Origin of the sequence: Uliginosibacterium aquaticum (assembly GCF_012972705.2) — a bacterium.
Taxonomy (GTDB): domain Bacteria; phylum Pseudomonadota; class Gammaproteobacteria; order Burkholderiales; family Rhodocyclaceae; genus Uliginosibacterium; species Uliginosibacterium aquaticum.
Map to the genome: position 1 here is coordinate 471,674 of NZ_JABCSC020000002.1, position 23,064 is coordinate 494,737.

Sequence of the window (23,064 nt, forward strand, 5' to 3'; positions counted from 1 at the left end):
TGCCGTTGCTCAGGCAGGTCGGGCAATTCCTTTGCCCGCTTGCCGAGCCCACATGCCCCAGAAAATCGAAGACATTTCTGTCCTGATCGTTGAAGCCAACGCCGGCATGCGCACCCAGTTGCGCAACATGCTCTCGCTGTGCGGCATCACGCAGGTAGCCCTGGCCGTGTCGGCCGGTGTCGCCGTGCGCAAGCTGCGTGACCAGAACTTCGACATCATCCTGTGCGAATACCATCTCGGCGAAGGTCAGGATGGTCAGCACCTGCTGGAGGATCTGCGCCACCACCACCTGATCCCGCTCGCCACGCTGTTCCTGATGATCACGGGCGAAAGCCAGCACGAGCGCGTCATCAGCGCCGCCGAACTGGCGCCGAACGACTACATCCTGAAACCCTTCTCCTCCGAGAAGCTGCTCAGTCGCATCGCCAAGGCGCTGGAAAAACGCGACATTTTCATCCCCACCTACAAACTCATCGAAGCAGGCAACATTCCCGAGGCCATTGCTTCCTGCCGGCGCGGCGAAGAGGCCCACCCTGGTCATCTTGTCGACTTCCTGCGCCTGCGTGCGGAGCTGCATGTCTCCGCAGGCCAGGCCAGCGAAGCTCAGGACTGCTACACCAAGGTCCTGGAGACCAAAGCAGTCCCATGGGCCAAACTGGGTCTGGCCAAAACCCTGTTCATGCAGAAGCATTACAACGAAGCCGAGGAACAACTCGAGGAGTTGCTTGCCGAGAACGAGATGTATCTCGATGCCTACGACTGGCTAGCCAAGACCCGCGAAGCCACCGGCAAGCTGCACGAAGCCAAGGCCGTACTGGAAGACGCGGTAAAAGTCTCTCCGCACACCGTACGCCGCCTGCGCAAGCTCGGCGAAGTAGCCACCGAGGTGGGCGATATGGCTACCGCCACCAAGATGCTCAATACGGTGGTGGAGAAAGGCAAGTACTCGGATTTTCGCGATCCGGAAGACCATGTCCTGCTCGTCAAGGCTCAGCTGGGTTCTGGAGACGCAGTGGGGGCTGCCAACACCGTCCGTGACATGGAACGCAGCATGGGCGGCCAACCCAAAACGGCTCTGTGCAAGGCACTTTCCAACGCCATGGTCGCCACCCATACCGGCGATACCGAGAAGGCCAACGCGGCGTTGGAAGAAGCTATCCGCTTCAACGATCCGCGCCTGGGCGCCTCGGTCAGCATAAAAAAGGATCTGGCGCGTATCTGCATCGAGAACAAGCAAGACGAGATGGCGGCCGAAGTCATCATGGACGTCATGCGTCATGCGGCAGACGACGCCGCAGTCGAAGCCATCAAGAACATGCTGGTCGATCTCGGCCGCCCGGAGCTCGGTGCCCAGCTCGCAGAGCGTATCCGCACGGAGGTCCGCGACATCATGACCGAGGGCGCCCAGCTTGCCCAGAGCGGCGACTACGACGGCGCCGTACGCCAGATGCTGGAGGCAGCCGAAAAGCTGCCTGGCAACACCAACGTAGCCTTCAACGCTTCTCTGGCCCTGCTCAAGCACATCGAAAACATCGGTTGGAACGATCACTTCGCCAGCAATGCCAAACTCTTCATCGAACGGGTACGCCGCCAGGATCCAGGCAACAAGCGTCTTGCGGCACTAGTGGATTACTACCACGCCCTGCTACGCAAGAATGACATCAAGCCCGAGCAGGTACGCTGAACAAGGCCGCACGCCCCAGCCTGCCTGCTAAACTCGGGCCATGAAGTTCATCAAACACCTCATCCTCGTGCTGCTGGCGCTCCTGCTCTCAGGGCTTCAGCCGCTCGCCGCACGCGAAACACTGGCCGACGGCAGCATTGCCCGCATCCACCAGTCAGAACTCCCGCCCGAGGCGCGCGACACCCTGCGCCTGATCGAACGCGGCGGCCCCTTCCCCTACCGCAAGGATGGCGTCGTGTTCCAGAACCGCGAACGCCGCTTGCCTGCCCAGGCACGCGCTTACTACCGCGAATACACCGTACCCACGCCTGGCTCCCGTGATCGCGGGGCACGCCGCATCGTGACCGGCGAAGCACGCGAGTACTACTACAGCGCTGACCATTACCGCAGCTTCAAGCGCATCATGCAGCCATGAAAACCACATCCTCACTTCCAACGCCTTCCGAGCTGCTCTTCAAGGCTGACGCCAGCCTTAGCGCCTGTTCGGCAGACACCGCACGCGCCATGCTCCAGGCCGCACATACCGCAGGTGGCAAGACCTATCGAATTGACCTGGGGACAGCTACGGACACCACAAAACTCCATCATGTGCTGGCCCGTGCCCTGCATTTCCCGGACTGGTACGGCCACAATTGGGATGCGCTGGCCGATTGCCTCAGCGACATGTCCTGGGACGAGGCAAACACTTACGTTCTGGCTCTGCAGCGCGCAGAACCGCTACAAGCCCTAGACCCAGAGAGCTTCAACACCCTGGTCGAAATTCTTGAAGACGCAGTACAGGTTTGGCATGAGCAGAAAATCAGATTCTGGGTGCTCCTCATCGGCGACTTTCCTGAGCTTCCCCGTCTGGAAGTAATCGCTTGAGCCAAGGCTACAAACAGCCCGAGTCGGTCTTGGTTGTCATCCACACACCGGATCTGCAGGTATTGCTCATCGAGCGAGCCCTGCATCCGGGCTATTGGCAATCCGTCACAGGCAGCCGCGAAGGCACGGAAAGCCTGCGTGAAACAGCACGCCGCGAACTCGCCGAAGAGACCGGCTTGCTAGTGGAGGCAGCAGCCCTGCAGGATTGGCATCTGGCCAATCGTTTCGAAATTCTGGCGCAATGGCGCCACCGCTACGCCCCCGGCGTGAGCCACAATCTCGAACACGTTTTCAGCATCTGTGTACCGCAGCCGTCCGAGGTCCGCCTGGCGCCAGCGGAACATCGCGCCCAGCGCTGGCTACCCTGGCAAGAAGCCGCCAGCGCCTGTTTCTCCTGGACCAACCAGGATGCCATCCTGATGCTTCCCCATCGTCAGACCTCTGGTCTGGAAACCTGAGCGCCACCTCCCGCCACAAAGATCTCCGCACCCTTGATGATCGCCGTTGGCACTCCCATTTTGGTAATGGAGGGGAAGGAAATTCCCCACATTGTGACCAGTCAGGAAAGGAGAGCATCATGGCAAACATCATGCGTTCTGATCCTTTCGAGGATCTATTCCGTGGTTTCTTCGTCCGCCCGGTTGAATACGGCACGGCCATGGATGGGCCGTCGATGAAGATCGACCTTCGTGAAAAGGACGATACCTACACCGTGCACGCCGAACTCCCCGGCGTAAAGAAGGAAGACATCCATGTGCAGATCGAAGGCAGCACGGTGTCGATCAGCGCTGAACGCAAGCTGGAGCGCGAAGTGAAGGATGGCGAGCGCGTATTGCGCACCGAGCGCAGTTTCGGCAAGGTTTCCCGCAGCTTCGATCTGGGAGTAGCACTGGATGAAAGCAAAGCCAGCGCGAAGTTCAACGATGGTGTGCTGGAGCTCACGCTGCCGCACAAGGCCATCACCCAGGCCAAAAAGCTGATGATCAGCTGAACGGGTCGTTGCAGGAACAGGCCGGCACTGGTCGCTGCCGGGTCGTGTTACCGCAGGGTGCCAGACCTGTTCCTGTGGCGGAGATGGACGAGTGGCAGAAAAACAAGGCAGGGCCGCCGGGCTCTGCCTTTTTCATGCGCTAAAATCCTGCCTTTCGCTCCACCTTCCAAGGTATCGCCATGTCCGCAGACACCAAGCAGCTCGCCCCCGCCCTGAAGGCCGAAATCCTCGCGGAAGCGCTGCCCTACATCAAACGCTTCTTCGACAAGACCATCGTCATCAAATACGGCGGCAATGCGATGACCGATCCCAAACTACAGGATTGCTTCGCGCGTGATGTGGTGCTGCTGAAGCTGGTCGGCATGAACCCGGTGGTGGTCCATGGCGGCGGCCCGCAGATTGACGACCTGCTCAAGCGGGTTGGCAAGCAAGGCCAGTTCATCCAGGGCATGCGGGTGACCGACGCGGAGACCATGGACATCGTCGAGATGGTGCTCGGCGGCCAGGTCAACAAGGACATCGTCAATCTCATCAACAAACATGGCGGCAAGGCAGTGGGCCTCACCGGAGCGGATGGCGCTTTCATCCGGGCCAAGAAACTGATGATGCCCAACAAGGACAACCCCGAGGAGATGCTGGATATCGGCCAGGTCGGCGAGATTTCCTCGATCGACCCTTCGATCATCACCTTCCTCGATTCAGGTGATTTCATCCCGGTGATCGCCCCGATCGGTGTGGGCTCGGCGGGTGAAACCTATAACATCAATGCCGATCTGGTCGCCGGCAAGCTCGCCGAAGTACTCAAGGCCGAGAAACTGGTGCTGCTGACCAACACCCCGGGCGTACTGGACAAGGAAGGCAATCTGCTCACGGGTCTGACCCCGCGCCAGATCGACGACCTGGTCGCTGACGGCACGCTCTCCGGCGGCATGCTGCCCAAGATCAGCTCCGCGCTGGACGCAGCGCGCAGTGGCGTGCACTCGGTGCACATCATTGACGGTCGCGTGGAACACTGCCTGCTGCTTGAGATCCTCACCGACCATGGTGTCGGCACGATGATCAAGAGCAAATAAGGCTTGGACACCACCCCGGCGAGAGCCGGGTGAGCTGCGGCAGCGGCCAAGAGCCCTGCCGCAGGGAACGATCAGTGGCCGAGCTTGTTCGCCACGAAAGTGCTCAGCGTGCCCACGGTCTCGAAGGTCGAGCCGTCGATGTCATCGTCGGCAAGATGAAAACCGAAATGCTCTTCCAATGCGGCAATCACGCCTACCACCGCCATCGAATCCAGTTCGGGGACAGCGCCCAGCAGCGGGGTGGAATCGTCAAAGGATGCGGCGCGGCCCCCCAGGCCCAGAACCTCTTCCAGCACCTGCAACACATCCCGGCGCGTAGTATCGAGCGAAGACAAGATCGTTTCCTTGGTTTTGCAGCACGAAAGCGCGGCATTATAAGCCCTGAACCTGCCCCGGCCAGTCCAGAAACCTCAAACCATGCGTGACTCCTGGCTCCTCCACCATCTGATCGAAAACAGCGCTGCGCGTAGTCCGGCAGCACCAGCGCTCACCGCCGGCAGCCATACGCTGGATTACGCAAGCCTGTGGCAAGCCACCGCAGCCTTCGCCAGCGGCCTGACAGCACTGGGCCTTGGCCGCAACGAGCGCGTCGCGATCTGGCTCGACAAGCGCATCGAAACGGTCGTCGCAAGCTTCGGCACCACTGCGGCGGGCGGCGTGTTCGTGCCAGTCAATCCGCTGCTCAAACCCGAGCAGGTCGCCTACATCCTGCGCGACTGCAATGTGCGCATGCTCGTCACCTCGCCCGAGCGCCTGGCTACGCTGCAGGATGTTTTGCCCCACTGCGCGGATCTGCGCCACGTCCTCCTCACAGCGCCCGCCAGCAGCCAACCGCCCTGCGCAGTACATGCATGGGCCGAGTTCCTGCAGACAGGCGGTCACTTCACGCCGCCCGCCACCGAACTGGATATGGCGGCCATTCTCTATACGTCCGGCAGCACCGGCCGCCCCAAGGGCGTGGTGCTCTCCCACCGCAATCTGGTGGCCGGCGCCAAGAGCGTGGCGAACTATCTCGGCAACCGGCCGGACGACAGCCTGCTCGCCGCCCTGCCGCTGTCTTTCGACGCCGGCTTCTCACAGCTCACCACCGCCTTCCATGCCGGCGCACGTGTTGTGCTGCTCAATTACCTGATGCCGCGCGACGTGATCAAGACTCTGGCGCGCGAGAAGATCACCGGTCTCACTGCCGTCCCGCCCTTGTGGATCCAGCTGGCCCAGCAGGCCTGGCCCGAATCCATCGCCAGCCATCTGCGCTACATCGCCAACACCGGCGGCCACATGCCGCTCGCCACTCTGCAAGCCCTGCAGGCGCGCTTACCGCAAACAACGCCCTACCTCATGTACGGTCTCACCGAAGCCTTCCGTGCCACTTATCTGGACCCAGAAGAGGTCACCCGCCGGCCGGACTCCATCGGCAAGGCGATTCCGGACAACGAAGTGCTGGTGCTGAGACCCAATGGCACGGAATGCGCAGCCAACGAGCCGGGCGAGCTGGTGCAGCGCGGCCCGCTGGTCGCCATGGGCTACTGGAACGACGCGGAGAAAACCGCAGAACGCTTCCGCCCTGTGCCCTCCGCCTTGCGCCCGCACGGCCTGATGCTGCCCGAGATGGCGGTGTATTCCGGCGACACGGTTCGGCGCGACGAAGAAGGCTTTCTCTACTTCATCGGTCGCACGGACGAGATGATCAAGACCTCCGGCTACCGCGTCAGCCCGGCCGAAGTCGAAGAAGAAGCTTATGCCACCGGTCTGCTCGCCGAGTGCGCCGCCGTCGGTGTACCGCACCCGCAGCTCGGGGCGGCCATCGTACTGATCGCCACGCCCAGCCACGCCGATCTGGATAGCACCGCCCTGCTCGCCGCGCTGAAGGTCCGCCTGCCCGCCTACCAGCTTCCCGCCTACATTGCGCTCCGGCATGAACCCCTTCCGCGCAATGCCAACGGCAAGATCGATCGCAAGGCGCTGGCAACGACCTTCCTCGATCTGTTTCCAAATCCACCGCTGGACGACCCGGCATGAACACGACTTTTGTGATCCGCGAAGCCCATACCGGGGACGCGCCCGAGGTTGCAACCATGCTCGGCGAATTGCTGGCCGAAATCACGCGGATCACGGGCCAGCAAGCATTCCATTTTGATTTCACAAGAAGCCTGTCGCAGTTCGAAGATTTTCTCGGCAAGGGCCGCTACTTCGTATTTGTCGCGCGCACCGCTGCAGACCAGCCAGCCGGCTTCATCGCTCTCTGTGAGAGCTATGCGCTCTACACCGAAGGGGTTTTCGGCAGCATCCCCGAGTTCTATGTCCGTCCCGGCTTCCGCGAGCAAGGGCTCGGGCTGCGTCTGCTGTCACAGGCAAAAGAGTTTGCGGCCGCACAGGGCTGGAAACGTCTGGAAGTTACAACGCCACCACTCCCTCAGTTCGACAGAACCCTAGCTTTCTATGAACGCGAGGGCTTTGCCATCAGCGGCGGACGCAAGCTGAAGATGTCCCTGTAATTGTTGCCACCCCCATACCCATGTCAGTCAAACCCCGCCACGCTCCGATGACCCAGTACCCCATCGTCAATGGCGAACTGGTGATCGGCGGCCAGTCAGTCTCGCAGCTCGCCACCGAACTCGGCACGCCTTTCTACGCTTACGCCCGCGCAGTGATCGACGCCCGTATCGCCCACCTGCGTGCCGCGCTGCCCGCTGCGATCAAGCTGCACTACGCAATCAAGGCCAACCCCATGCCGTCCCTGGTGGCGCACATGACCGGGCTGGTAGATGGACTCGATGTTGCCTCCGGCGGCGAGCTCGCCGTGGCACTCGCCAGCGGCATGGACACTCGCGAAATCAGCTTTGCCGGCCCGGCCAAACGCGAGCCGGAGCTGGAAGCGGCGGTACGTGCCGGCGTACTGCTGAACGTCGAATCCTTCCGCGAAGTCGAACTGCTCGCCACGCTCTCGCAGCGCCTCGGCCTGCCTGCCCGCGTCGCCGTGCGCGTGAATCCGGATTTCGAACTCAAATCCTCGGGCATGAAGATGGGCGGCGGGCCGAAGCCCTTCGGTGTGGATGCCGAAAACGTGCCGGAGCTTCTGCAGCGAATCGGCGATCTGGGACTGGCTTTCGAGGGCTTTCACCTGTTTGCCGGCTCGCAGAACCTGCGCAGTGAGGCCATCGTCGAAGCCCAGCAGCTGAGCTTCGAGCTGGCCGTGCGCCTGGCTGCCCACGCACCGGCGCCGGTACGCACGCTGAACCTCGGCGGCGGCTTCGGGATCCCCTATTTCCCCGGCGACGCACCGCTGGATCTGGCACCCATCGGCGCGAATCTGGCCGCACTGGCCGAGCTCGCCAAGACCAAACTGCCCCACGCAGAACTCGTCATCGAGCTCGGCCGTTATCTGGTCGGCGAGGCCGGCGTCTATGTGTGCCGGGTGGTCGACCGCAAGGTCTCGCGCGGCCAGACTTTCCTCGTCTGCGACGGGGGCCTGCATCACCACCTCGCCGCCTCCGGCAACTTCGGCCAGCTGATCCGCAAGAACTACCCGGTCATCATCGGCAACAAGGCAGCCCCAGAGCGCACCGAAACCGTCTCGGTGGTCGGCCCGCTATGCACGCCGCTGGACATCCTGGCCGAGCGCATGGAACTGGCGCTGGCCCTGCCCGGCGATCTGGTCGTGGTTTTCCAGAGCGGCGCTTACGGTTTTTCCGCCAGCCCGCGTGACTTTCTTGGCCACCCACAGGCGAAGGAAGTTCTGCTCTAGAAACGCCTCGCCTAAACTCTTCTTCATTTCCAATTACGGAGCACCCGATGGCCCACCCTCTCGCCGGAAAGCCTGTTCCCGCTGACATGCTGATGGATGTTCCGGCCCTGCTGGCGGCCTATTTTGAGGCGCCAGACGTGAGCATCTCCGAGCAGCGTGTGGCTTTCGGCACCAGCGGCCATCGTGGCACAGCCTTCAAGCGCAGCTTCAATGAAGCGCACATTCTCGCCATTACTCAGGCTGTCTGCGAATACCGCGCGGCGCAAGGCATCACCGGCCCGCTGTTCATCGGTAAGGACACTCACGCCCTCTCTGCGCCGGCACAACGCTCGGCGCTCGAAGTGCTGGCTGCCAACGGCGTCAGCACCCGCATGCAGGCCGATGACGGCTTCACGCCAACCCCGGTGGTTTCGCGCGCCATCCTGGTTCATAACAGAGGCTGCACAACTGATCTGGCAGATGGCCTGATCATCACTCCTTCGCACAATCCGCCCCAGGACGGCGGCATCAAATACAACCCACCGAATGGCGGCCCAGCCGACACAGATGTCACCGGCTGGATTGAAGAGCGCGCCAATGCACTAATGGCGACAGGCAATCGGGATGTGAAACGCCAGCCTTACGCAGCAGCGATCAACTCCGCCTGCATCACGCAGGAAGATTTCGCAGAAAGCTATATTGCCGAACTCGGTCAGGTGATCGACATGGAAGCAATCCGCCAAGCCAGGCTCCGAATTGGCGTCGACCCACTAGGGGGCGCTGCAGTGGCCTACTGGTCACGCATCGCCGAGCGCTACGGCATCGCCATCGAGGTGGTCAATCCCAAGGTGGACCCGACCTTCGGCTTCATGACGCTGGACCATGACGGCAAGATCCGCATGGACTGCTCCAGCCCCTATGCCATGGCGAGTCTGGTCGGGCTGAAGGATCGCTTTGATATCGCCTGGGGCAATGACGCTGACGTTGACCGCCACGGAATCGTCACGCCCACCGGCCTGATGAATCCAAATCATTACCTCGCAGTTGCCATCCAGTACCTCCTGGCTCATCGTCCGCAATGGCGCTCGGCGGCGGTGGGCAAAACCCTGGTGTCCTCGAGCATGATCGATCGCGTGCTCGCAGGCTTGGGTCGCCAGATGCTGGAAGTGCCCGTGGGTTTTAAATGGTTCGCACCCGGTCTGCTCGATGGCAGCCTGTGTTTTGGTGGCGAAGAGAGCGCAGGGGCAAGCTTCCTGCGCCGAGATGGCACGGCCTGGACTACCGACAAGGACGGCATTATTCTGGGTTTGCTGGCCGCAGAGATCACTGCGGTGACCGGCAAGGACCCAGGCCAGCACTACCAGGCACTCACTGCTCAGTACGGCACACCGCACTATGTCCGCATCGATGCCGCCGCCACGCCGGCCCAGAAGAAAGCCTTCAAACAGCTCACTGGCGAGAAGGTAGCGGCGCAGACGCTGGCCGGCGAAGTCATCACCGCCCGCCTCACTACCGCGCCCGGCAACGGAGCCCCCATCGGCGGGCTCAAAGTAAGCACCGCCAACGGCTGGTTCGCTGCCCGCCCCTCAGGCACCGAAGACATCTACAAGATCTACGCCGAGAGCTTCATCAGCGGCGCGCATCTCCAGCAGATCGTGCAAGAGGCGCAGGAGATCGTCAGCGCCGCACTGGCCAACTGAGCACGGCGGGGGCAAGCCCCCCCCCGCAGCTCACACCTTGTAGGCCTCCAAGGTGCGGGCAATGTCGCGACTCATGGCGGTAATCTGATCCACGGCACTTGCCGCTTCGTTGGCAGCTGTGGAGTTACGCTCGGTCATCTGGGCAATCTGCTCGATCTGCTGCGCGATCACGGTACTGGCTGAGCTTTGCTCACGTACCGCTTCGGTAATTTCCTCGACTACGCCAACGACCGCTCCTGAGCCCTCTCGAATGGTCTGGATGGATTCACCGGCCATGCGGGCCTTCTCCACCCCGGCAGCCACTTCCTGCACGGCCTGCCCCATACTGTCGACAGCCAGCAAGGCACTGTCCTTCATCTTGCTCAGCAAAATGCTGATTTCCTGAGTGGAATTGGCCGTGCGCTCAGCAAGCTTGCGCACCTCATCAGCCACCACCGCAAAACCGCGCCCTTGCTCACCGGCGCGGGCAGCTTCGATGGCCGCATTGAGGGCTAGCAGATTGGTCTGGTCGGCAATTTCCTTGATGATGTTGGCCGCCGAGGAGATGCTGTCGCTGTCGTTACGCAGGGTTCCAATGCGTTCAGAAGCCAGTTGCACGCTGCTGGCAATCTTCTGGATGCCACCCACCGTTGCCAGGATCACTTCGCCCCCCTGATCGGCGCTCGCACGTGAGGCGTGGGTATGCTGGCTGGCCTCCTGAGCCTGCCCGGCCACCATCGAGATGCTCACCGTGAGTTCCTCTATCGCAGAAGCCATGCTGGAGGAGGCATCACTCTGGACGCGTGAATTGCGAGCGATGTCCTGCGCTGTGCTGTCGGCCTGTTCCGCCACCTGCTGCATGCGCCGGGTAGCCTGCTGCACGTCGGCAAAGCTCGAGCGCAAGCGGGCCAGCAGCGCGTTATAGGCGGTCAGCGTACGGCCGATCTCGTCCTGTGAGTGCACCGGGATGCTATCGCGAAAGTCCAGTGCCTCAGCCGTCCGCACGATGGCGGCCTGCATGGCCGCAAGCGGCTGCACGATTGAGCGGCCAAGGAAGAAGCCCATCACGCCAATCACCAGCAAACCCACCAATGCCGCCGGGATGACCGCAGCCAAAGTGCTGGAAAAAGCATCGCTGGCCGCCTGCGAAACCGCGTCGGCCTCCTCTTTCTTGGCCTTGAGCAAGGCCTCGAAAGCCTCAGCCAGCTGCTTGTGAATAGGCCCGACCTGAGTTTGCATGATGCCCAATGCCATCTGCTGCTCCCCCATCTTGGCCAGATTCTGCACCTGGTTCATACGTGCCATATAGGCTGCAATACCTGTCTTGGCGTCAAGGAGGAGCTTCTTCTCGCTCTCCTCATGGGCCTTTTCGGTATAGAAATTGATCTGTTTGACGATACCCTCGGCCAGTTCAGCCATGCGGGCATCCGCCGTCTTGGCCGCATCGGCATCACTGATCAAGGCCCGGTCGTAGGCCGCAGCGTGCAGGCTCAGATACATGGCCCGTACGTCGCCGGCAGCCATCACGGCCGGCAGAGTCGTCGCGGTGATGTCGTCCACACCGGTCTTGACACGGCTCAGCCCGCTGACTGCCACTGCGATGACTGCCGCACAGGTCAGCAAGGCAATCACAACCAGCAAAGTGATCTTGCGTGCAATGCTCATTATTCACTCCCCCAATGTCCGGCGCGTCAGAGTCCGCGCGGCTCAAGGGGCTAACGGCACCCTTAGGGGAAGCTTTAGATACAAAAAAGCCCGGGGCTCGAGCCACCGGGCTGGTTTCTGCGAAAGAAGCCGGCTTACAAGGCCTTGGCGTTTTCAGCCAGGTACTTGGCTACGCCTTCCGGCGAAGCGTTCATCCCCTTGGAACCCTTCTTCCAGCCTGCCGGGCAGACTTCACCATGTTCTTCGGTGAATTGCAGGGCATCGATCACGCGCAGCAGCTCATCGATATCACGGCCCAGCGGCAGGTTGTTCACGACCTGATGCTGCACCACACCGCTCTTATCGATCAGGAAAGTGCCACGGAAAGCCACGCCGCCTTCGGATTCAACATCGTAGGCCTTGGCAATTTCGTGCTTCACGTCAGCAACCAGAGTGTAACCAACCTGGCCGATGCCGCCCTTGTCGACCGGAGTGTTCTTCCAGGCCAGATGGCTGAACTGGGAGTCGATCGAGACACCGATGACTTCCACATTCCGCTTCTTGAACTCCTCCAGACGATGATCGAAGGCAATCAGCTCGGAAGGGCACACAAAGGTGAAGTCCAGCGGGTAGAAGAACAAGGCGACATACTTGCCCTTGTTCACTGCGGACAAGGTGATGTCCTTGATTTCGTTGTTGCCCAGAACGGCAGTCGCAGTGAAATCGGGGGCTTGCTTGGCAACCAGAACGGCCATGATGAGTCCTCTCTCGAAAATGGCTCCGGCATACCTGAGTAAACCGGAGGGGTTTGGGTGTGCGGATTATGGTTGGCACTGCCTTGAAGGTAAACCCCGGATTCGATTGCTCCCGCCTATCGCTCAGATAGTTGGCCTCTGATCGAAGCCCACAGTGCGCTCTGCCGAGTCTTCCACTTCCAGCGCGTCCACACGGGCATGCGGTGGCCCCAGACTCACATGATGAATCAGCGCCACAACCTGAGGCTGCGCGCCCCAAACCAGCACCTCAACCTGACCACTGCGCAGATTGCGCACCCAGCCTTGCAAACCCAGCTCACGCGCCACACTGCACACGAACCAGCGAAAGCCCACCCCCTGCACGGTTCCACTGACCCGCAGGCGGCGCCCCACCACGATCTGATCCGCCCTCAAGGCCGCCTCACTCCCGCTCATTCTGGATCTCGCGTGCCCGCAGCAAGGCCGCTTCGATATCGACACACAGGTTATGCACTCCCAACTGAGCAGCAAGACCTGAGCGCTGCAGGATGGAGCGGGGCTGCTTGCCCAGACCACACAGCACCAGTGTCGCCCCCTTTTTCTCCAGCACTTCCTGCAGCCCTTCCAGCCAGTCGACCCCAGAGGTATCAATATTGAGGATTTCACGCAGATTCAGAATCAGCACTTCAACATCAAGGCGCGCGGGATCGAGCTGGGCGTCCAGTTTGGCCACTGCTCCGAAAAACAGCGAACCACGCAAATCAAAAGCCAGCAGGCCAGGACGCAATTGCACGCCAAGTGGCTCGGCTACGGTCAGATCCTGCATTCGATAGATGAAGAACAGGCTCGCCAGTAGCATGCCGATTTCCACCGCAACAGTCAGATCAAAAAGCACCGTCAGCAGAAAAGTGGCCAACAGGGTAATTCGGTAGTTCCACGAAAAATGGCGCAAGCGCGCGAACTCATGCCACTCCCCCATGCGCACGGCAGTCACCACCACAATTGCCGCCAATACAGGAATCGGCACCCAGACAGCCAGCGGCGCAGCCACCAGCACGATGATCAGCAGGGTCAGCGCATGTACGATGCCGGCCACCGGCGTACGGCCACCGGCACGTACATTGGTCGAGGTGCGTGCGATCGCACCCGTAGCAGCGATGCCACCAAAGAATGGCGAAGCAATATTGGCCAGCCCTTGCGCCATCAATTCCTGGTTCGGGTCATGTCGATCACCCACCTGAGAATCGACCACACGCGCCGAGAGCAAAGACTCGATCGCCCCCAGCAAGGCGATCGTGATGGCCGGCGCCAGCAGGCTGCCCAAGCGGCTCAGATCGGGCAAAGGGAATGAAATGGCCGGCAAGCCCTGGGGGATACCATTAAAACGGCTGCCAATGGTTTCCACTGGCAATTCCAGCACGACTCCAAGCGCAGTTCCCAGCAACAGCGCCATCAGCAAAGCCGGTACGGCTCCAGCACGAGGATAGCGCCGCGCCAGCATTTCCCAGCCTGCCTTCAGTGCCACGGTCGCCAAGGCCAGCGCCGCGGCATAAGGATTGACGGTTGGTGCAAGTTCGACCAGCACCCGCATCCGTGCAAAGAACTCAGCCGGCAGCGCTCCGCCCCCCAGACCAAAGAAATCCTTGACCTGCGACAGCGCCAGCACCACCCCGATACCGTTGGTAAAACCGATCACGACAGAGATCGGAATGAAACGGATCAGGTTGCCCATCCGCGTGAGGCCCATCACAACGAGCAGGAGGCCGGCCATGAAAGTCGCGGCCAGCATGTTGCTCACCCCATGGGCGGCGACAATGCCATACAAAATAGGAATGAAGGCGCCTGTGGGGCCACCGATCTGCACCAGCGAGCCGCCAAAAGCGGAAATGATGAAACCGGCAATGATGGCAGTCCAGATCCCAGCAGACGGGCTGACACCGCTGGCTATCGCAAATGCCATCGCCAGCGGCAAGGCCAGTACGCCTACTGTAAAACCTGCCGATAGATCACGGGCAAAGCGGTGTCTGGTGTAGCCCTTGATGGCATCCTGGAGCTTCGGATGGAACCTGTGCAACGACATCACTGCCACGCTCCTCTGCAAATCCGATCCCAAAACCGGACTGAATAAAGTCAATGCCGTTGCAGCTACAAGACAAAAACCCTGGCTGGCGAGATCCGTCGCAAGGCCACGACCCGTCAGTCACACAACGGTTTGTCCAGCGCTTGAACCGTCCGGCCAGAAAAACCTTCGCGCAGCAAGTTGGCCGCAGCAACCAGCATCAGAATGCCACCGGCCACCAGCAAAACCGCAGCCTCGATCAGCGTCATGGGCAAGCGCAGGAACAGCACCTGTCCTGTCGCCAGATACAGCGCGCCGCCTGCAAACAGGGCCATGCCCACGAGATCCAGCACCAGCCACAGCAGGAGACGCGGCGTGACGCGAAAACCCCGCAGGGCGCTCTGCATCGCTTACTTCACCCGCATGCCTGGCTGGGCGCCCGCATCCGGCGAGAGGATGAAGAGACCGGGCACTTCACCCTTGTCGTCCGACGCGGCCAGTACCATGCCCTCGCTCATGCCGAACTTCATCTTGCGCGGCGCGAGATTGGCCACCATCACGGTCAGGCGTCCAACCAGCAAAGCCGGGTCGTAAGCACTCTTGATGCCAGCGAAAACCTGACGTGGCTTTTCTTCGCCGATATCCAGTTGCAGCTTGAGCAACTTGGCCGCGCCCTCCACATGCTCGGCAGAGACGATCTTGGCAATGCGCAGATCGACCTTGCCGAAATCATCGATGCTGATGAAGGGCTCGAATTCATCGGCCTGCGCAGTTTCGGTCTGGGCTGCATGCGCCTGATGCTGGGCATGCTTCTGCGCCGGTTCGGGCTGCTTCACTTCTGTCACGAGGGTTTCCTTGTTGGCTTCGATCAGCGCATCGATCTGCTTGCGCTCGATACGGGTCATCAGGTGGGCGTAAGGATTGATCGTATGGCCCGCCGGCAGCGGTGACGCCAGATCGCTCCAGGCGAAGGGCTGCACGCCGAAGAAGGTTTCGACCTGAGCGGCCAGCGCCGGCAGCACCGGCTTGAGCAGGATGGTCAGCGCACGGAACTGGTTCAGCGCGGTGGAGCAGGCGCGATGCAGGCGCTCCAGCTGGGCCGGGTCTTTCGCCAGTTCCCAGGGCTTCTCGTCGTTCACATAGACGTTGGCCACGTCGGCCAGACGCATGATCTCGCGCAGCGCGCTGGAATAGTCGCGATCGTTGAAGGCGCGGGTCAGGCCAGCGATGGTGTCGGCATTCACGAAGGCTTCCAGCGCAGCGGCATCGCTGGCGGCCAGTTTGCCCTCAAAGCGCTTGCTGATGAAACCGGCGCAGCGGCTGGCGATGTTCACGAACTTGCCGACCAGATCCGAATTCACCTTGGCCACGAAGTCGTCCAGCGACAGATCCAGATCCTCGATGTTCGAGTTCAGCTTGGCGGCGTAGTAGTAGCGCAGCCATTCCGGGTTGAGCTTCTGCTCCAGATAGGAACGCGCGGTGATGAAGGTGCCGCGGCTCTTGCTCATCTTGGCGCCATCAACGGTCAAGAAACCGTTCACATTGAGGAAGTTCGGCGTGCGGTAATCGGCAAACTTCAGCATCGCCGGCCAGAACAGGGCGTGGAAGTAGAGGATGTCCTTGCCGATGAAGTGCACCATCTCGGTTCCGGCCGCTTGCGCCTTGGCCGGATCGATGTAATCGCTCACATCCAGACCGATGCGGTCTGCATAGTTCTTGAACGAGGCCAGATAGCCGATCGGCGCATCCAGCCAGACGTAGAAATACTTGCCCGGCGCATCCGGAATCTCGAAGCCGAAATAGGGCGCATCGCGCGAAATATCCCAGTCGGAAAGCTTGTTCTCGCCCGCCTCACCCAGCCATTCGCGCATCTTGTTGGAGGCTTCCGGCGGCATGCGGCGCGAGCCATCGGCGTTCGTCGCGCGGGTCCACTCGCGCAGGAACTCGACCGCCTTCGGGTCGGACAGGCGGAAGAAATAGTGTTCGGAGGAGCGCAATTCGGGCGTCGCGCCAGAGACGGCCGAATACGGATTCTTCAGTTCGGTCGGCGCATAGGCGGCACCGCAGACCTCGCAGCTGTCACCGTACTGATCCTTGGCCGCGCACTTGGGGCACTCGCCCTTGATGAAGCGATCCGCCAGGAACATGTTCTTGACCGGATCGTAATACTGCTCAATAGCGCGCGTTTCGATCATGCCGGCCGCGCGCAGCTTCTTGTAGATGTCTTCGGCGTAGGCGCGGTTTTCCGGGCTGTGGGTCGAGTGATAGTTATCGAAGGCCACGCTGAAATCGGTGAAATCGCGCAGATGCTCGCCGCGCACCCGCTCGACCAGCGCCTCAGGGCTGATGCCCTCCTTCTCGGCCCGCAGCATCACCGGCGCACCGTGGGTATCGTCGGCACACACGTAATGCACTTCGTTGCCCAGCATGCGCTGGAAGCGCACCCAGATATCGGCCTGAACGTAGCCGACAAGGTGGCCGAGGTGGATATCGCCGTTGGCATACGGCAGGGCATTGGTAACGAAGATCTTGCGGGTCATGTTGGTCTGATGCACGTAAATTGCAGGGGAAGACCGTAATTGTAGCCCGGGCGCACAGCCGCGCGCCCGGCTTTGTCCCCACGTACTACTTGATCACGCGCACCAGCCGCAGCGGCAGGCGATCATCCGACTTGGTCATGCCACTGCGCCCGCTCGCAAAATCCACCACCCAGATATCCTGCGGCTGGAAAGGATCGTAATCGGCGGGATGCAGATCACTATCGGTCCAGAACCATTTTGTCGGAGTTGCCGGAAACATGCTGCTGTCGATCGCCGGTTTGCTGAAACGGCGGTCGGCCAGATGCCCCAACTGCTGCACCGTCGGAATCCGCCAGGCCTTGGCGCCCGCGCCGGCCTCCGCGCGCGCCCGCGAAAGCGCATCGGGATAGGCAAACTCCAGCGCGCTGCCACTGCAGGTCTTGCCATCCCACACCATGCCCTCTACGCAGCGACGCCACACCAGCTTGTAGTGGATATCGGTCACTTCCTGACCATCTGCGGACGCTACGAAACGGTCCGCTGGCGGTACCGAAGCACAGCCTGCCAGTACAACGAGTCCAACCAAGATCGTCCACAATTTTCCGTGCATGAAATCCCCTCCAGATAGTCAGTCTTGGATCAAGCGTTTGCCCAGGCTCAAAGCCGCATCCTGGCCATAACCGATAGCCGCATAAAAACCTAGAGCCACCTCGTTATCCTGGCGCACCTGCAAGTTGAGCTTTGGGCAGCCACGTGCCATAAGTAACTCCTCCACCCGACTCATCAGCACCCGGGCAAAACCCCGCCCCCGCTGCGCCGGCGCCACACCGAGATAATTCACCCAACCTCGATGTCCATCATAGCCAGCCATCACGCTAGCCACGACCATTCCGTCCATTTCGCCCACCAGAAACAGTTCCGGCTGCACAGAGAGTTTGCGGGCAATATCCAGCCGAGGGTCATTCCACGGCCGGGTCAGGCCACAAGCTTCCCACAGGGCGATCACAGCAGCCTCATCGGAGGCCTGATAGAGTCGGATTAGCATGAAGAAAACACCAGATTGAACAGACCCAAGGTTAAAGACAACATGCACCCTTCCCTTAAAGATCAATAAATACTCAGTCAGCCAGCTTCGCTCGTGTCGTGCGACAGCGCAGGTAAAGCTGCCAGCCCAATGCGCTCGCGTGCCGCCGTACAACGTGGGTCAGGCAAACCATCATCCTGCCAGGCAGCAAACTCGCGACAGACCGCAGGGCGATTCGGATAAATCGTGCAACCCACATCACGCCCAGGCTCCCCCGCCAAGGCTACACAACGCGTCACAACAGGATGAGTACCCTGCATGGCACTCAGGGTTGATGTCACCTGCACGGTTAATGCATGTGGCACATAACCTCCGGGAGCATCGTCTGACTCCCCCCAATAAAAAGACACCCGAAAACTGCAACAGCAGGCGCCACAACGGATACAAGGATTAATACTGTCACTCATGGCAAATCTGAGCGGCGTCTTTGGCGCCCGGCATGTTAAACTTGACTTAAACAATCAACTATTCGCAAAACTGGTCATGAGTTTATCCGAGCAAGAGCTTCTAGCCACCCTTGGCGCCCTGATCGATCCGAACACAGACAAACCGTTTGTCGCAGCCAAGGCCATTAAAGCCGTGAAACTCAGCAGCGGCACAGCCGAAATTACTGTTGAGCTTGGCTACCCCGCAGCCAGTCAGCACGAAGCCCTCGCCGCCCAGATCGAAGCCACTGCTCTAGCCCAGAACGGGATCCATGTTGCCAAGGTGAGCATCAGCTCGAAGGTAATCGCCCACAAGGTGCAGGGCAATGTAGCTCTGCTACCTGGCGTAAAGAACATCATCGCCGTGTCCTCCGGCAAGGGCGGCGTCGGCAAGAGCACGACCACCGTCAATCTGGCGCTGGCGCTGGCACAGGAAGGCGCACGCGTCGGCATTCTGGATGCAGACATCTATGGCCCGAGCCAGCCGCAGATGCTGGGCATCGCAGAGGCCCAGCCCGAGTCAGACGATGGCAAAACCATGCGCCCGCTCGAAGCGCATGGCCTGCAAGCCAACTCCATCGGTTTCCTGATTGACCCCGAGCAGCCCATGGTGTGGCGCGGCCCGATGGTCACCCAGGCCCTGCGCCAACTGCTCTTTGATACCCGCTGGAATGATCTCGACTATCTCGTGATCGACATGCCCCCGGGCACCGGCGACATCCAGCTCACGCTGGCCCAGACCGTGCCGGTCACCGGCGCGGTGATCGTCACCACCCCGCAGGACATCGCCCTGCTGGATGCGCGCAAGGGCCTCAAGATGTTCGAGAAGGTCGGCATCCCGATCCTCGGCATCGTCGAAAACATGAGCATCCATGTGTGTTCGAACTGCGGCCACGCCGAGCACATCTTCGGCGCCGGCGGCGGCGAAGCCATGTGTGCCGACTACGGGGTTCCCTTCCTCGGGGCGCTGCCTTTGGATATCAAGATCCGCAGCCAGACCGATGCAGGCACCCCCACCGTGGCAGCCGAGCCGGAAAGCGCCATTGCCGACGCCTACCGCACGATTGCCCGCAAGGTGGCGGTGAGCATTGCCGAGAAACAGCGCGACATGCGCCTGAAGTTCCCGACTATCGTCATCAACAAGGACTGAGGCGTGCGCTGGCTTGCTGTAACACTTGGCCTGTTGGCTAGCTGCAGCGCAGCCCAGGCCGCCAGCCCGGCAGAAGGCCGGACAGTATTTGAAGACCTGTGTGCGGACTGCCACACCGTCACGCCCGGCAAGAACAAACGCGGCCCCAGTCTCGCCGGGGTCCTCGGCAAGGCCGCAGCGGGTCAGCCCAATTACAACTATTCGGAAGCCTTGCGCAATGCCGGCATCGTATGGTCGCCAGAGCGCCTCGCGCGCTTTCTCGCCAACCCGAAGAAAGATCTCCCCGGCACCAAGATGCGGCTTTTGAGCACGCCGGGCCAGGCCGAAATCGCCGAGTTGCTGACCTGGCTGCAAGAGCAGAAATAGCCAGGGCATCCGGCCTCAGGCCTGCGTCAAGCAAAATCCACCCAATTTCTGCGATAGACCTTAGAATTCGCGCTCTTAATCCAGCCGGACGAAGCATCGTGAGCATCAAGTCAGACAAGTGGATCCGCCGCATGGCCGAGCAACACGGCATGATCGAGCCCTTCGAGCCGCAACTGGTGCGCGAAGCCAACGGGGAGAAAATCGTCTCCTATGGCGCATCGAGCTACGGTTACGACATTCGCTGCGCTGACGAATTCAAGGTCTTCACCAACATCAACTCGACCATCGTTGATCCGAAGAACTTCGATCTGAATTCCTTCGTGGAAGTCTCCGGCAAGGGTTACTGCGTGATTCCGCCGAACTCCTTCGCGCTGGCACGCACCGTTGAATATTTCCGCATCCCGCGCTCGGTGCTCACCGTGTGTCTGGGCAAGAGCACCTATGCCCGCTGCGGCATCATCGTGAACGTCACCCCTTTCGAGCCGGAATGGGAAGGCTACGTGACGCTCGAGTTCTCCAACACCACGCCCCTGCCCGCCAAGATTTACGCGGGTGAAGGCTGCGCCCAGGTGCTGTTCTTCGAATCCGACGAGATCTGCGAAACCTCGTACAAGGACCGTGGCGGCAAGTACCAGGGACAGGTCGGTGTGACCTTGCCGAAAATCTGACGCCTATCGACCAGCGCCGACTACACGCTCACGGGGCCGCAAGCTGATGCTTGGCGGCCCCTTGTACTTGCCAAACCCATTCCGTAACCCTGCTGCCCTAACATGAAGGCAGCGGCTGCTCCTTCAGCAGCCACCAGCCAGACAGGAAATGCCATGCGCTTCCACTTCCCGATCATCATCATCGACGAGGACTTCCGCTCGGAAAACACCTCCGGTTTCGGCATCCGAGCACTCGCCAAGGCCATCGAGGCCGAGGGCATGGAGGTCGTGGGCGTCACCAGCTATGGTGACCTCTCCTCCTTTGCCCAGCAGCAGAGCCGTGCCTCAGGCTTCATCCTGTCGATCGACGATGAGGAATTCACCTCCGAAGAGGCCGACGAAACCATCGCCGAGCTGCGCGCCTTCGTCGAAGAAATCCGCTTTCGCAACGCCGACATCCCGATCTTCCTGCACGGCGAGACGCGAACCTCGCGCCACATTCCGAACGATGTGCTGCGCGAGCTGCACGGTTTCATCCACATGTTCGAGGACACACCTGAGTTCATCGCGCGCTACGTGCAACGCGAAGCCAAGGCCTATCTCGATTCGCTGGCCCCGCCCTTCTTCCGCGCCCTGACTCATTACGCAGCTGACGGCTCCTATTCCTGGCACTGCCCCGGCCACTCCGGCGGCGTGGCCTTCCTGAAGAGCCCGGTGGGCCAGATGTTCCACCAGTTCTTCGGCGAGAACATGCTGCGCGCTGACGTCTGCAACGCCGTAGAAGAGCTCGGCCAGCTGCTGGATCACACCGGCCCGGTAGCCGCCTCGGAACGCAATGCCGCGCGCATTTTTCACGCTGACCACCTGTTCTTCGTCACCAACGGGACATCGACTTCCAACAAGATCGTGTGGAATTCAACCGTCGCCCCGGGAGATGTGGTGGTGGTGGACCGCAACTGCCACAAGTCGATCCTGCATTCCATCATCATGACCGGGGCGATCCCGGTCTTCCTGATGCCCACGCGCAACCACTACGGCATCATCGGGCCAATCCCGAAGAGCGAGTTCAAGTGGGAAAACATCCAGAAGAAGATCGCCAAGAATCCCTTCGCGCTCGATAAAAATGCCAAGCCACGCGTGCTCACGATCACCCAGAGCACCTATGACGGCGTGCTCTACAACGTCGAGGAAATCAAGGAAGAGCTCGACGGCAAGATCGACACTCTGCACTTCGACGAAGCCTGGCTGCCGCACGCCGCCTTCCATGATTTCTATGGCGACTACCACGCCATCGGCGAAGATCGTCCGCGCTGCAAGGAATCGATGGTGTTCTCCACTCAGTCGACCCACAAGCTGCTGGCTGGCCTTTCGCAGGCCTCGCAGATCCTGGTGCAGGACTCAGAGAGCCGCAAGCTGGATAAAGACCTCTTCAACGAGGCCTACCTGATGCACACCTCCACCAGCCCGCAGTACTCGATCATCGCCTCCTGCGACGTCGCGGCCGAGATGATGGACGCCCCCGGCGGCCCTGCCCTGGTTGAAGAATCGATCGCCGAAGCCATGGAATTCCGTCGCGCCATGCGCAAGGTGGACGAGGAATGGGGTGCGGACTGGTGGTTCAAGGTCTGGGGCCCGGACTACCTCGCCGAAGAAGGCATGGGCGAGCGCGAAGACTGGATGCTCAAGGCCAATGATCGCTGGCACGGCTTCGGCAATCTCGCCGAAGGCTTCAACATGCTTGACCCGATCAAGGCCACCATCATCACCCCCGGGCTCGATGTGGATGGCGACTTCGCAGAAGCTGGCATCCCCGCCGCCGTACTTACCAAGTATCTGGCCGAACACGGCATCATCGTCGAGAAGTGCGGCCTCTACAGCTTCTTCATCATGTTCACCATCGGCATCACCAAGGGCCGCTGGAACACGCTGGTGACCGAACTGCAGCAGTTCAAGGATGCCTACGACCAGAACCAGCCGCTGTGGCGCGTGATGCCGGAGTTCATCGTCAAGAATCCGCGGTATGAACGGCATGGCCTGCGTGATCTGTGCCAGCAGATCCATGACGTGTACAAGGCGCGCGACGTGGCCCGCCTCACCACCGAAATGTATCTCTCGGACATGGTGCCAGCGATGCGCCCGACCGACGCCTGGTCCATGATGGCCCACCGCGAGATCGAACGCGTGGCCATCGACAAACTGGAAGGCCGCGTCACTGCCATCATGCTGACGCCCTACCCGCCGGGCATTCCGCTGCTGATTCCGGGTGAAGTCTTCAACAAGACCATCGTCGATTACCTGAAGTTCGTGCGCGAATTCAACGAGCGCTTCCCCGGCTTCGAGAGCGATTGCCACGGGCTCGTGAAGGAGCAGCGCGATGGCCAGATCCACTACTGCGTGGATTGCGTGAAACAGAAATAAACT

At 60.9% G+C, this 23,064-nt stretch carries 24 protein-coding genes; 14 read left to right on the plus strand and 10 right to left on the minus strand.

What is annotated here, in order from left to right:
* Positions 1–52: 52 nt before the first annotated feature.
* From HJ583_RS09630 to argB, 6 genes are all read left to right on the plus strand, one after another.
* Positions 53–1,684: a tetratricopeptide repeat-containing response regulator gene (locus tag HJ583_RS09630; protein WP_170021715.1), complete on the plus strand. Its 1,632-nt coding sequence runs from the start codon at positions 53–55 to the stop codon at positions 1,682–1,684.
* Positions 1,685–1,724: 40 nt separating this feature from the next.
* Positions 1,725–2,099 (plus strand): ribonuclease domain-containing protein, encoded by a 375-nt coding sequence (locus HJ583_RS09635; protein WP_170021716.1) that lies wholly within the window; start codon positions 1,725–1,727, stop codon positions 2,097–2,099.
* Positions 2,096–2,548 (plus strand): barstar family protein, encoded by a 453-nt coding sequence (locus HJ583_RS09640; RefSeq protein WP_235943795.1) that lies wholly within the window; start codon positions 2,096–2,098, stop codon positions 2,546–2,548. The genes HJ583_RS09635 and HJ583_RS09640 overlap by 4 nt, the downstream gene beginning before the upstream one ends.
* Positions 2,545–3,006: a dihydroneopterin triphosphate diphosphatase gene (gene nudB, locus HJ583_RS09645; RefSeq protein ID WP_170021717.1), complete on the plus strand. Its 462-nt coding sequence runs from the start codon at positions 2,545–2,547 to the stop codon at positions 3,004–3,006. Before HJ583_RS09640 ends, nudB begins: the two co-directional genes overlap by 4 nt.
* A gap of 119 nt (positions 3,007–3,125) precedes the next feature.
* Positions 3,126–3,539: an Hsp20/alpha crystallin family protein gene (locus tag HJ583_RS09650; protein ID WP_170021718.1), complete on the plus strand. Its 414-nt coding sequence runs from the start codon at positions 3,126–3,128 to the stop codon at positions 3,537–3,539.
* Between the two features lie 179 nt (positions 3,540–3,718).
* Positions 3,719–4,612, plus strand: a complete 894-nt coding sequence (argB, locus tag HJ583_RS09655; protein WP_101942561.1) for an acetylglutamate kinase — start codon at positions 3,719–3,721, stop codon at positions 4,610–4,612.
* A gap of 71 nt (positions 4,613–4,683) precedes the next feature.
* Here argB and HJ583_RS09660 read toward each other — a convergent pair whose 3' ends face one another.
* Complete coding sequence (locus tag HJ583_RS09660; protein WP_170021719.1) at positions 4,684–4,947, minus strand: acyl carrier protein; 264 nt, start codon at positions 4,945–4,947, stop codon at positions 4,684–4,686.
* Between the two features lie 82 nt (positions 4,948–5,029).
* Here HJ583_RS09660 and HJ583_RS09665 point away from each other — a divergent pair, with 82 nt between their 5' ends.
* Genes HJ583_RS09665 through pgm form a run of 4 tightly spaced genes read left to right on the plus strand, consistent with a single transcriptional unit; the run spans position 5,030 to position 10,036 of the window.
* Complete coding sequence (locus HJ583_RS09665; protein ID WP_170021720.1) at positions 5,030–6,631, plus strand: acyl-CoA ligase (AMP-forming), exosortase A system-associated; 1,602 nt, start codon at positions 5,030–5,032, stop codon at positions 6,629–6,631.
* Positions 6,632–6,687: 56 nt separating this feature from the next.
* Positions 6,688–7,107 carry a GNAT family N-acetyltransferase gene (locus HJ583_RS09670; RefSeq protein WP_217423362.1) on the plus strand — a complete coding sequence of 140 codons (420 nt, stop codon included), beginning with the start codon at positions 6,688–6,690 and terminating at the stop codon, positions 7,105–7,107.
* A gap of 20 nt (positions 7,108–7,127) precedes the next feature.
* On the plus strand, positions 7,128–8,357 hold the full coding sequence (locus HJ583_RS09675) for a pyridoxal-dependent decarboxylase, exosortase A system-associated (RefSeq protein ID WP_235943796.1): 1,230 nt from the start codon (positions 7,128–7,130) through the stop codon (positions 8,355–8,357).
* Positions 8,358–8,404: 47 nt separating this feature from the next.
* Positions 8,405–10,036, plus strand: a complete 1,632-nt coding sequence (pgm, locus tag HJ583_RS09680; RefSeq protein WP_170021722.1) for a phosphoglucomutase (alpha-D-glucose-1,6-bisphosphate-dependent) — start codon at positions 8,405–8,407, stop codon at positions 10,034–10,036.
* Between the two features lie 30 nt (positions 10,037–10,066).
* On the opposite strand, the gene HJ583_RS09685 is transcribed toward pgm, so the two are convergent.
* The 9 genes from HJ583_RS09685 to HJ583_RS09725 all read right to left on the minus strand — a co-directional run bounded on the left by HJ583_RS09685 (position 10,067) and on the right by HJ583_RS09725 (position 18,462).
* A complete protein-coding gene (locus tag HJ583_RS09685; protein WP_170021723.1) occupies positions 10,067–11,680 on the minus strand; it encodes a methyl-accepting chemotaxis protein in 1,614 nt (537 codons plus the stop codon).
* 134 nt (positions 11,681–11,814) lie between these two features.
* Positions 11,815–12,414, minus strand: a complete 600-nt coding sequence (locus tag HJ583_RS09690; protein WP_170021724.1) for a peroxiredoxin — start codon at positions 12,412–12,414, stop codon at positions 11,815–11,817.
* Positions 12,415–12,537: 123 nt separating this feature from the next.
* The gene (locus HJ583_RS09695) at positions 12,538–12,849 is read right to left on the minus strand and encodes an acylphosphatase (protein ID WP_170021725.1); all 312 of its coding nucleotides are present in this window, start codon (positions 12,847–12,849) and stop codon (positions 12,538–12,540) included.
* Positions 12,836–14,473 carry a SulP family inorganic anion transporter gene (locus HJ583_RS09700; RefSeq protein ID WP_170021726.1) on the minus strand — a complete coding sequence of 546 codons (1,638 nt, stop codon included), beginning with the start codon at positions 14,471–14,473 and terminating at the stop codon, positions 12,836–12,838. Before HJ583_RS09700 ends, HJ583_RS09695 begins: the two co-directional genes overlap by 14 nt.
* Before the next feature lie 116 nt (positions 14,474–14,589).
* Complete coding sequence (locus tag HJ583_RS09705) at positions 14,590–14,859, minus strand: hypothetical protein (RefSeq protein WP_170021727.1); 270 nt, start codon at positions 14,857–14,859, stop codon at positions 14,590–14,592.
* Positions 14,860–14,862: 3 nt separating this feature from the next.
* On the minus strand, positions 14,863–16,992 hold the full coding sequence (gene metG, locus HJ583_RS09710) for a methionine--tRNA ligase (protein ID WP_170021728.1): 2,130 nt from the start codon (positions 16,990–16,992) through the stop codon (positions 14,863–14,865).
* A gap of 85 nt (positions 16,993–17,077) precedes the next feature.
* Complete coding sequence (locus tag HJ583_RS09715) at positions 17,078–17,581, minus strand: Lcl C-terminal domain-containing protein (RefSeq protein ID WP_170021729.1); 504 nt, start codon at positions 17,579–17,581, stop codon at positions 17,078–17,080.
* Between the two features lie 18 nt (positions 17,582–17,599).
* Positions 17,600–18,016 carry a GNAT family acetyltransferase gene (locus HJ583_RS09720; protein WP_170021730.1) on the minus strand — a complete coding sequence of 139 codons (417 nt, stop codon included), beginning with the start codon at positions 18,014–18,016 and terminating at the stop codon, positions 17,600–17,602.
* 77 nt (positions 18,017–18,093) lie between these two features.
* Positions 18,094–18,462 carry a YkgJ family cysteine cluster protein gene (locus HJ583_RS09725; protein ID WP_170021731.1) on the minus strand — a complete coding sequence of 123 codons (369 nt, stop codon included), beginning with the start codon at positions 18,460–18,462 and terminating at the stop codon, positions 18,094–18,096.
* 76 nt (positions 18,463–18,538) lie between these two features.
* Between HJ583_RS09725 and apbC the strand changes: the two genes are divergently transcribed.
* The 4 genes from apbC (at position 18,539) to HJ583_RS09745 (ending at position 23,061) form a co-directional block, all read left to right on the plus strand.
* Positions 18,539–19,630 carry an iron-sulfur cluster carrier protein ApbC gene (gene apbC / locus HJ583_RS09730; RefSeq protein WP_170021732.1) on the plus strand — a complete coding sequence of 364 codons (1,092 nt, stop codon included), beginning with the start codon at positions 18,539–18,541 and terminating at the stop codon, positions 19,628–19,630.
* A 3-nt stretch (positions 19,631–19,633) separates the two neighbouring features.
* Positions 19,634–19,996 carry a c-type cytochrome gene (locus HJ583_RS09735; RefSeq protein ID WP_170021733.1) on the plus strand — a complete coding sequence of 121 codons (363 nt, stop codon included), beginning with the start codon at positions 19,634–19,636 and terminating at the stop codon, positions 19,994–19,996.
* A gap of 98 nt (positions 19,997–20,094) precedes the next feature.
* Complete coding sequence (gene dcd, locus HJ583_RS09740) at positions 20,095–20,664, plus strand: dCTP deaminase (RefSeq protein WP_101942547.1); 570 nt, start codon at positions 20,095–20,097, stop codon at positions 20,662–20,664.
* Between the two features lie 153 nt (positions 20,665–20,817).
* Positions 20,818–23,061: an arginine/lysine/ornithine decarboxylase gene (locus tag HJ583_RS09745; RefSeq protein ID WP_170021734.1), complete on the plus strand. Its 2,244-nt coding sequence runs from the start codon at positions 20,818–20,820 to the stop codon at positions 23,059–23,061.
* Positions 23,062–23,064: the final 3 nt, after the last annotated feature.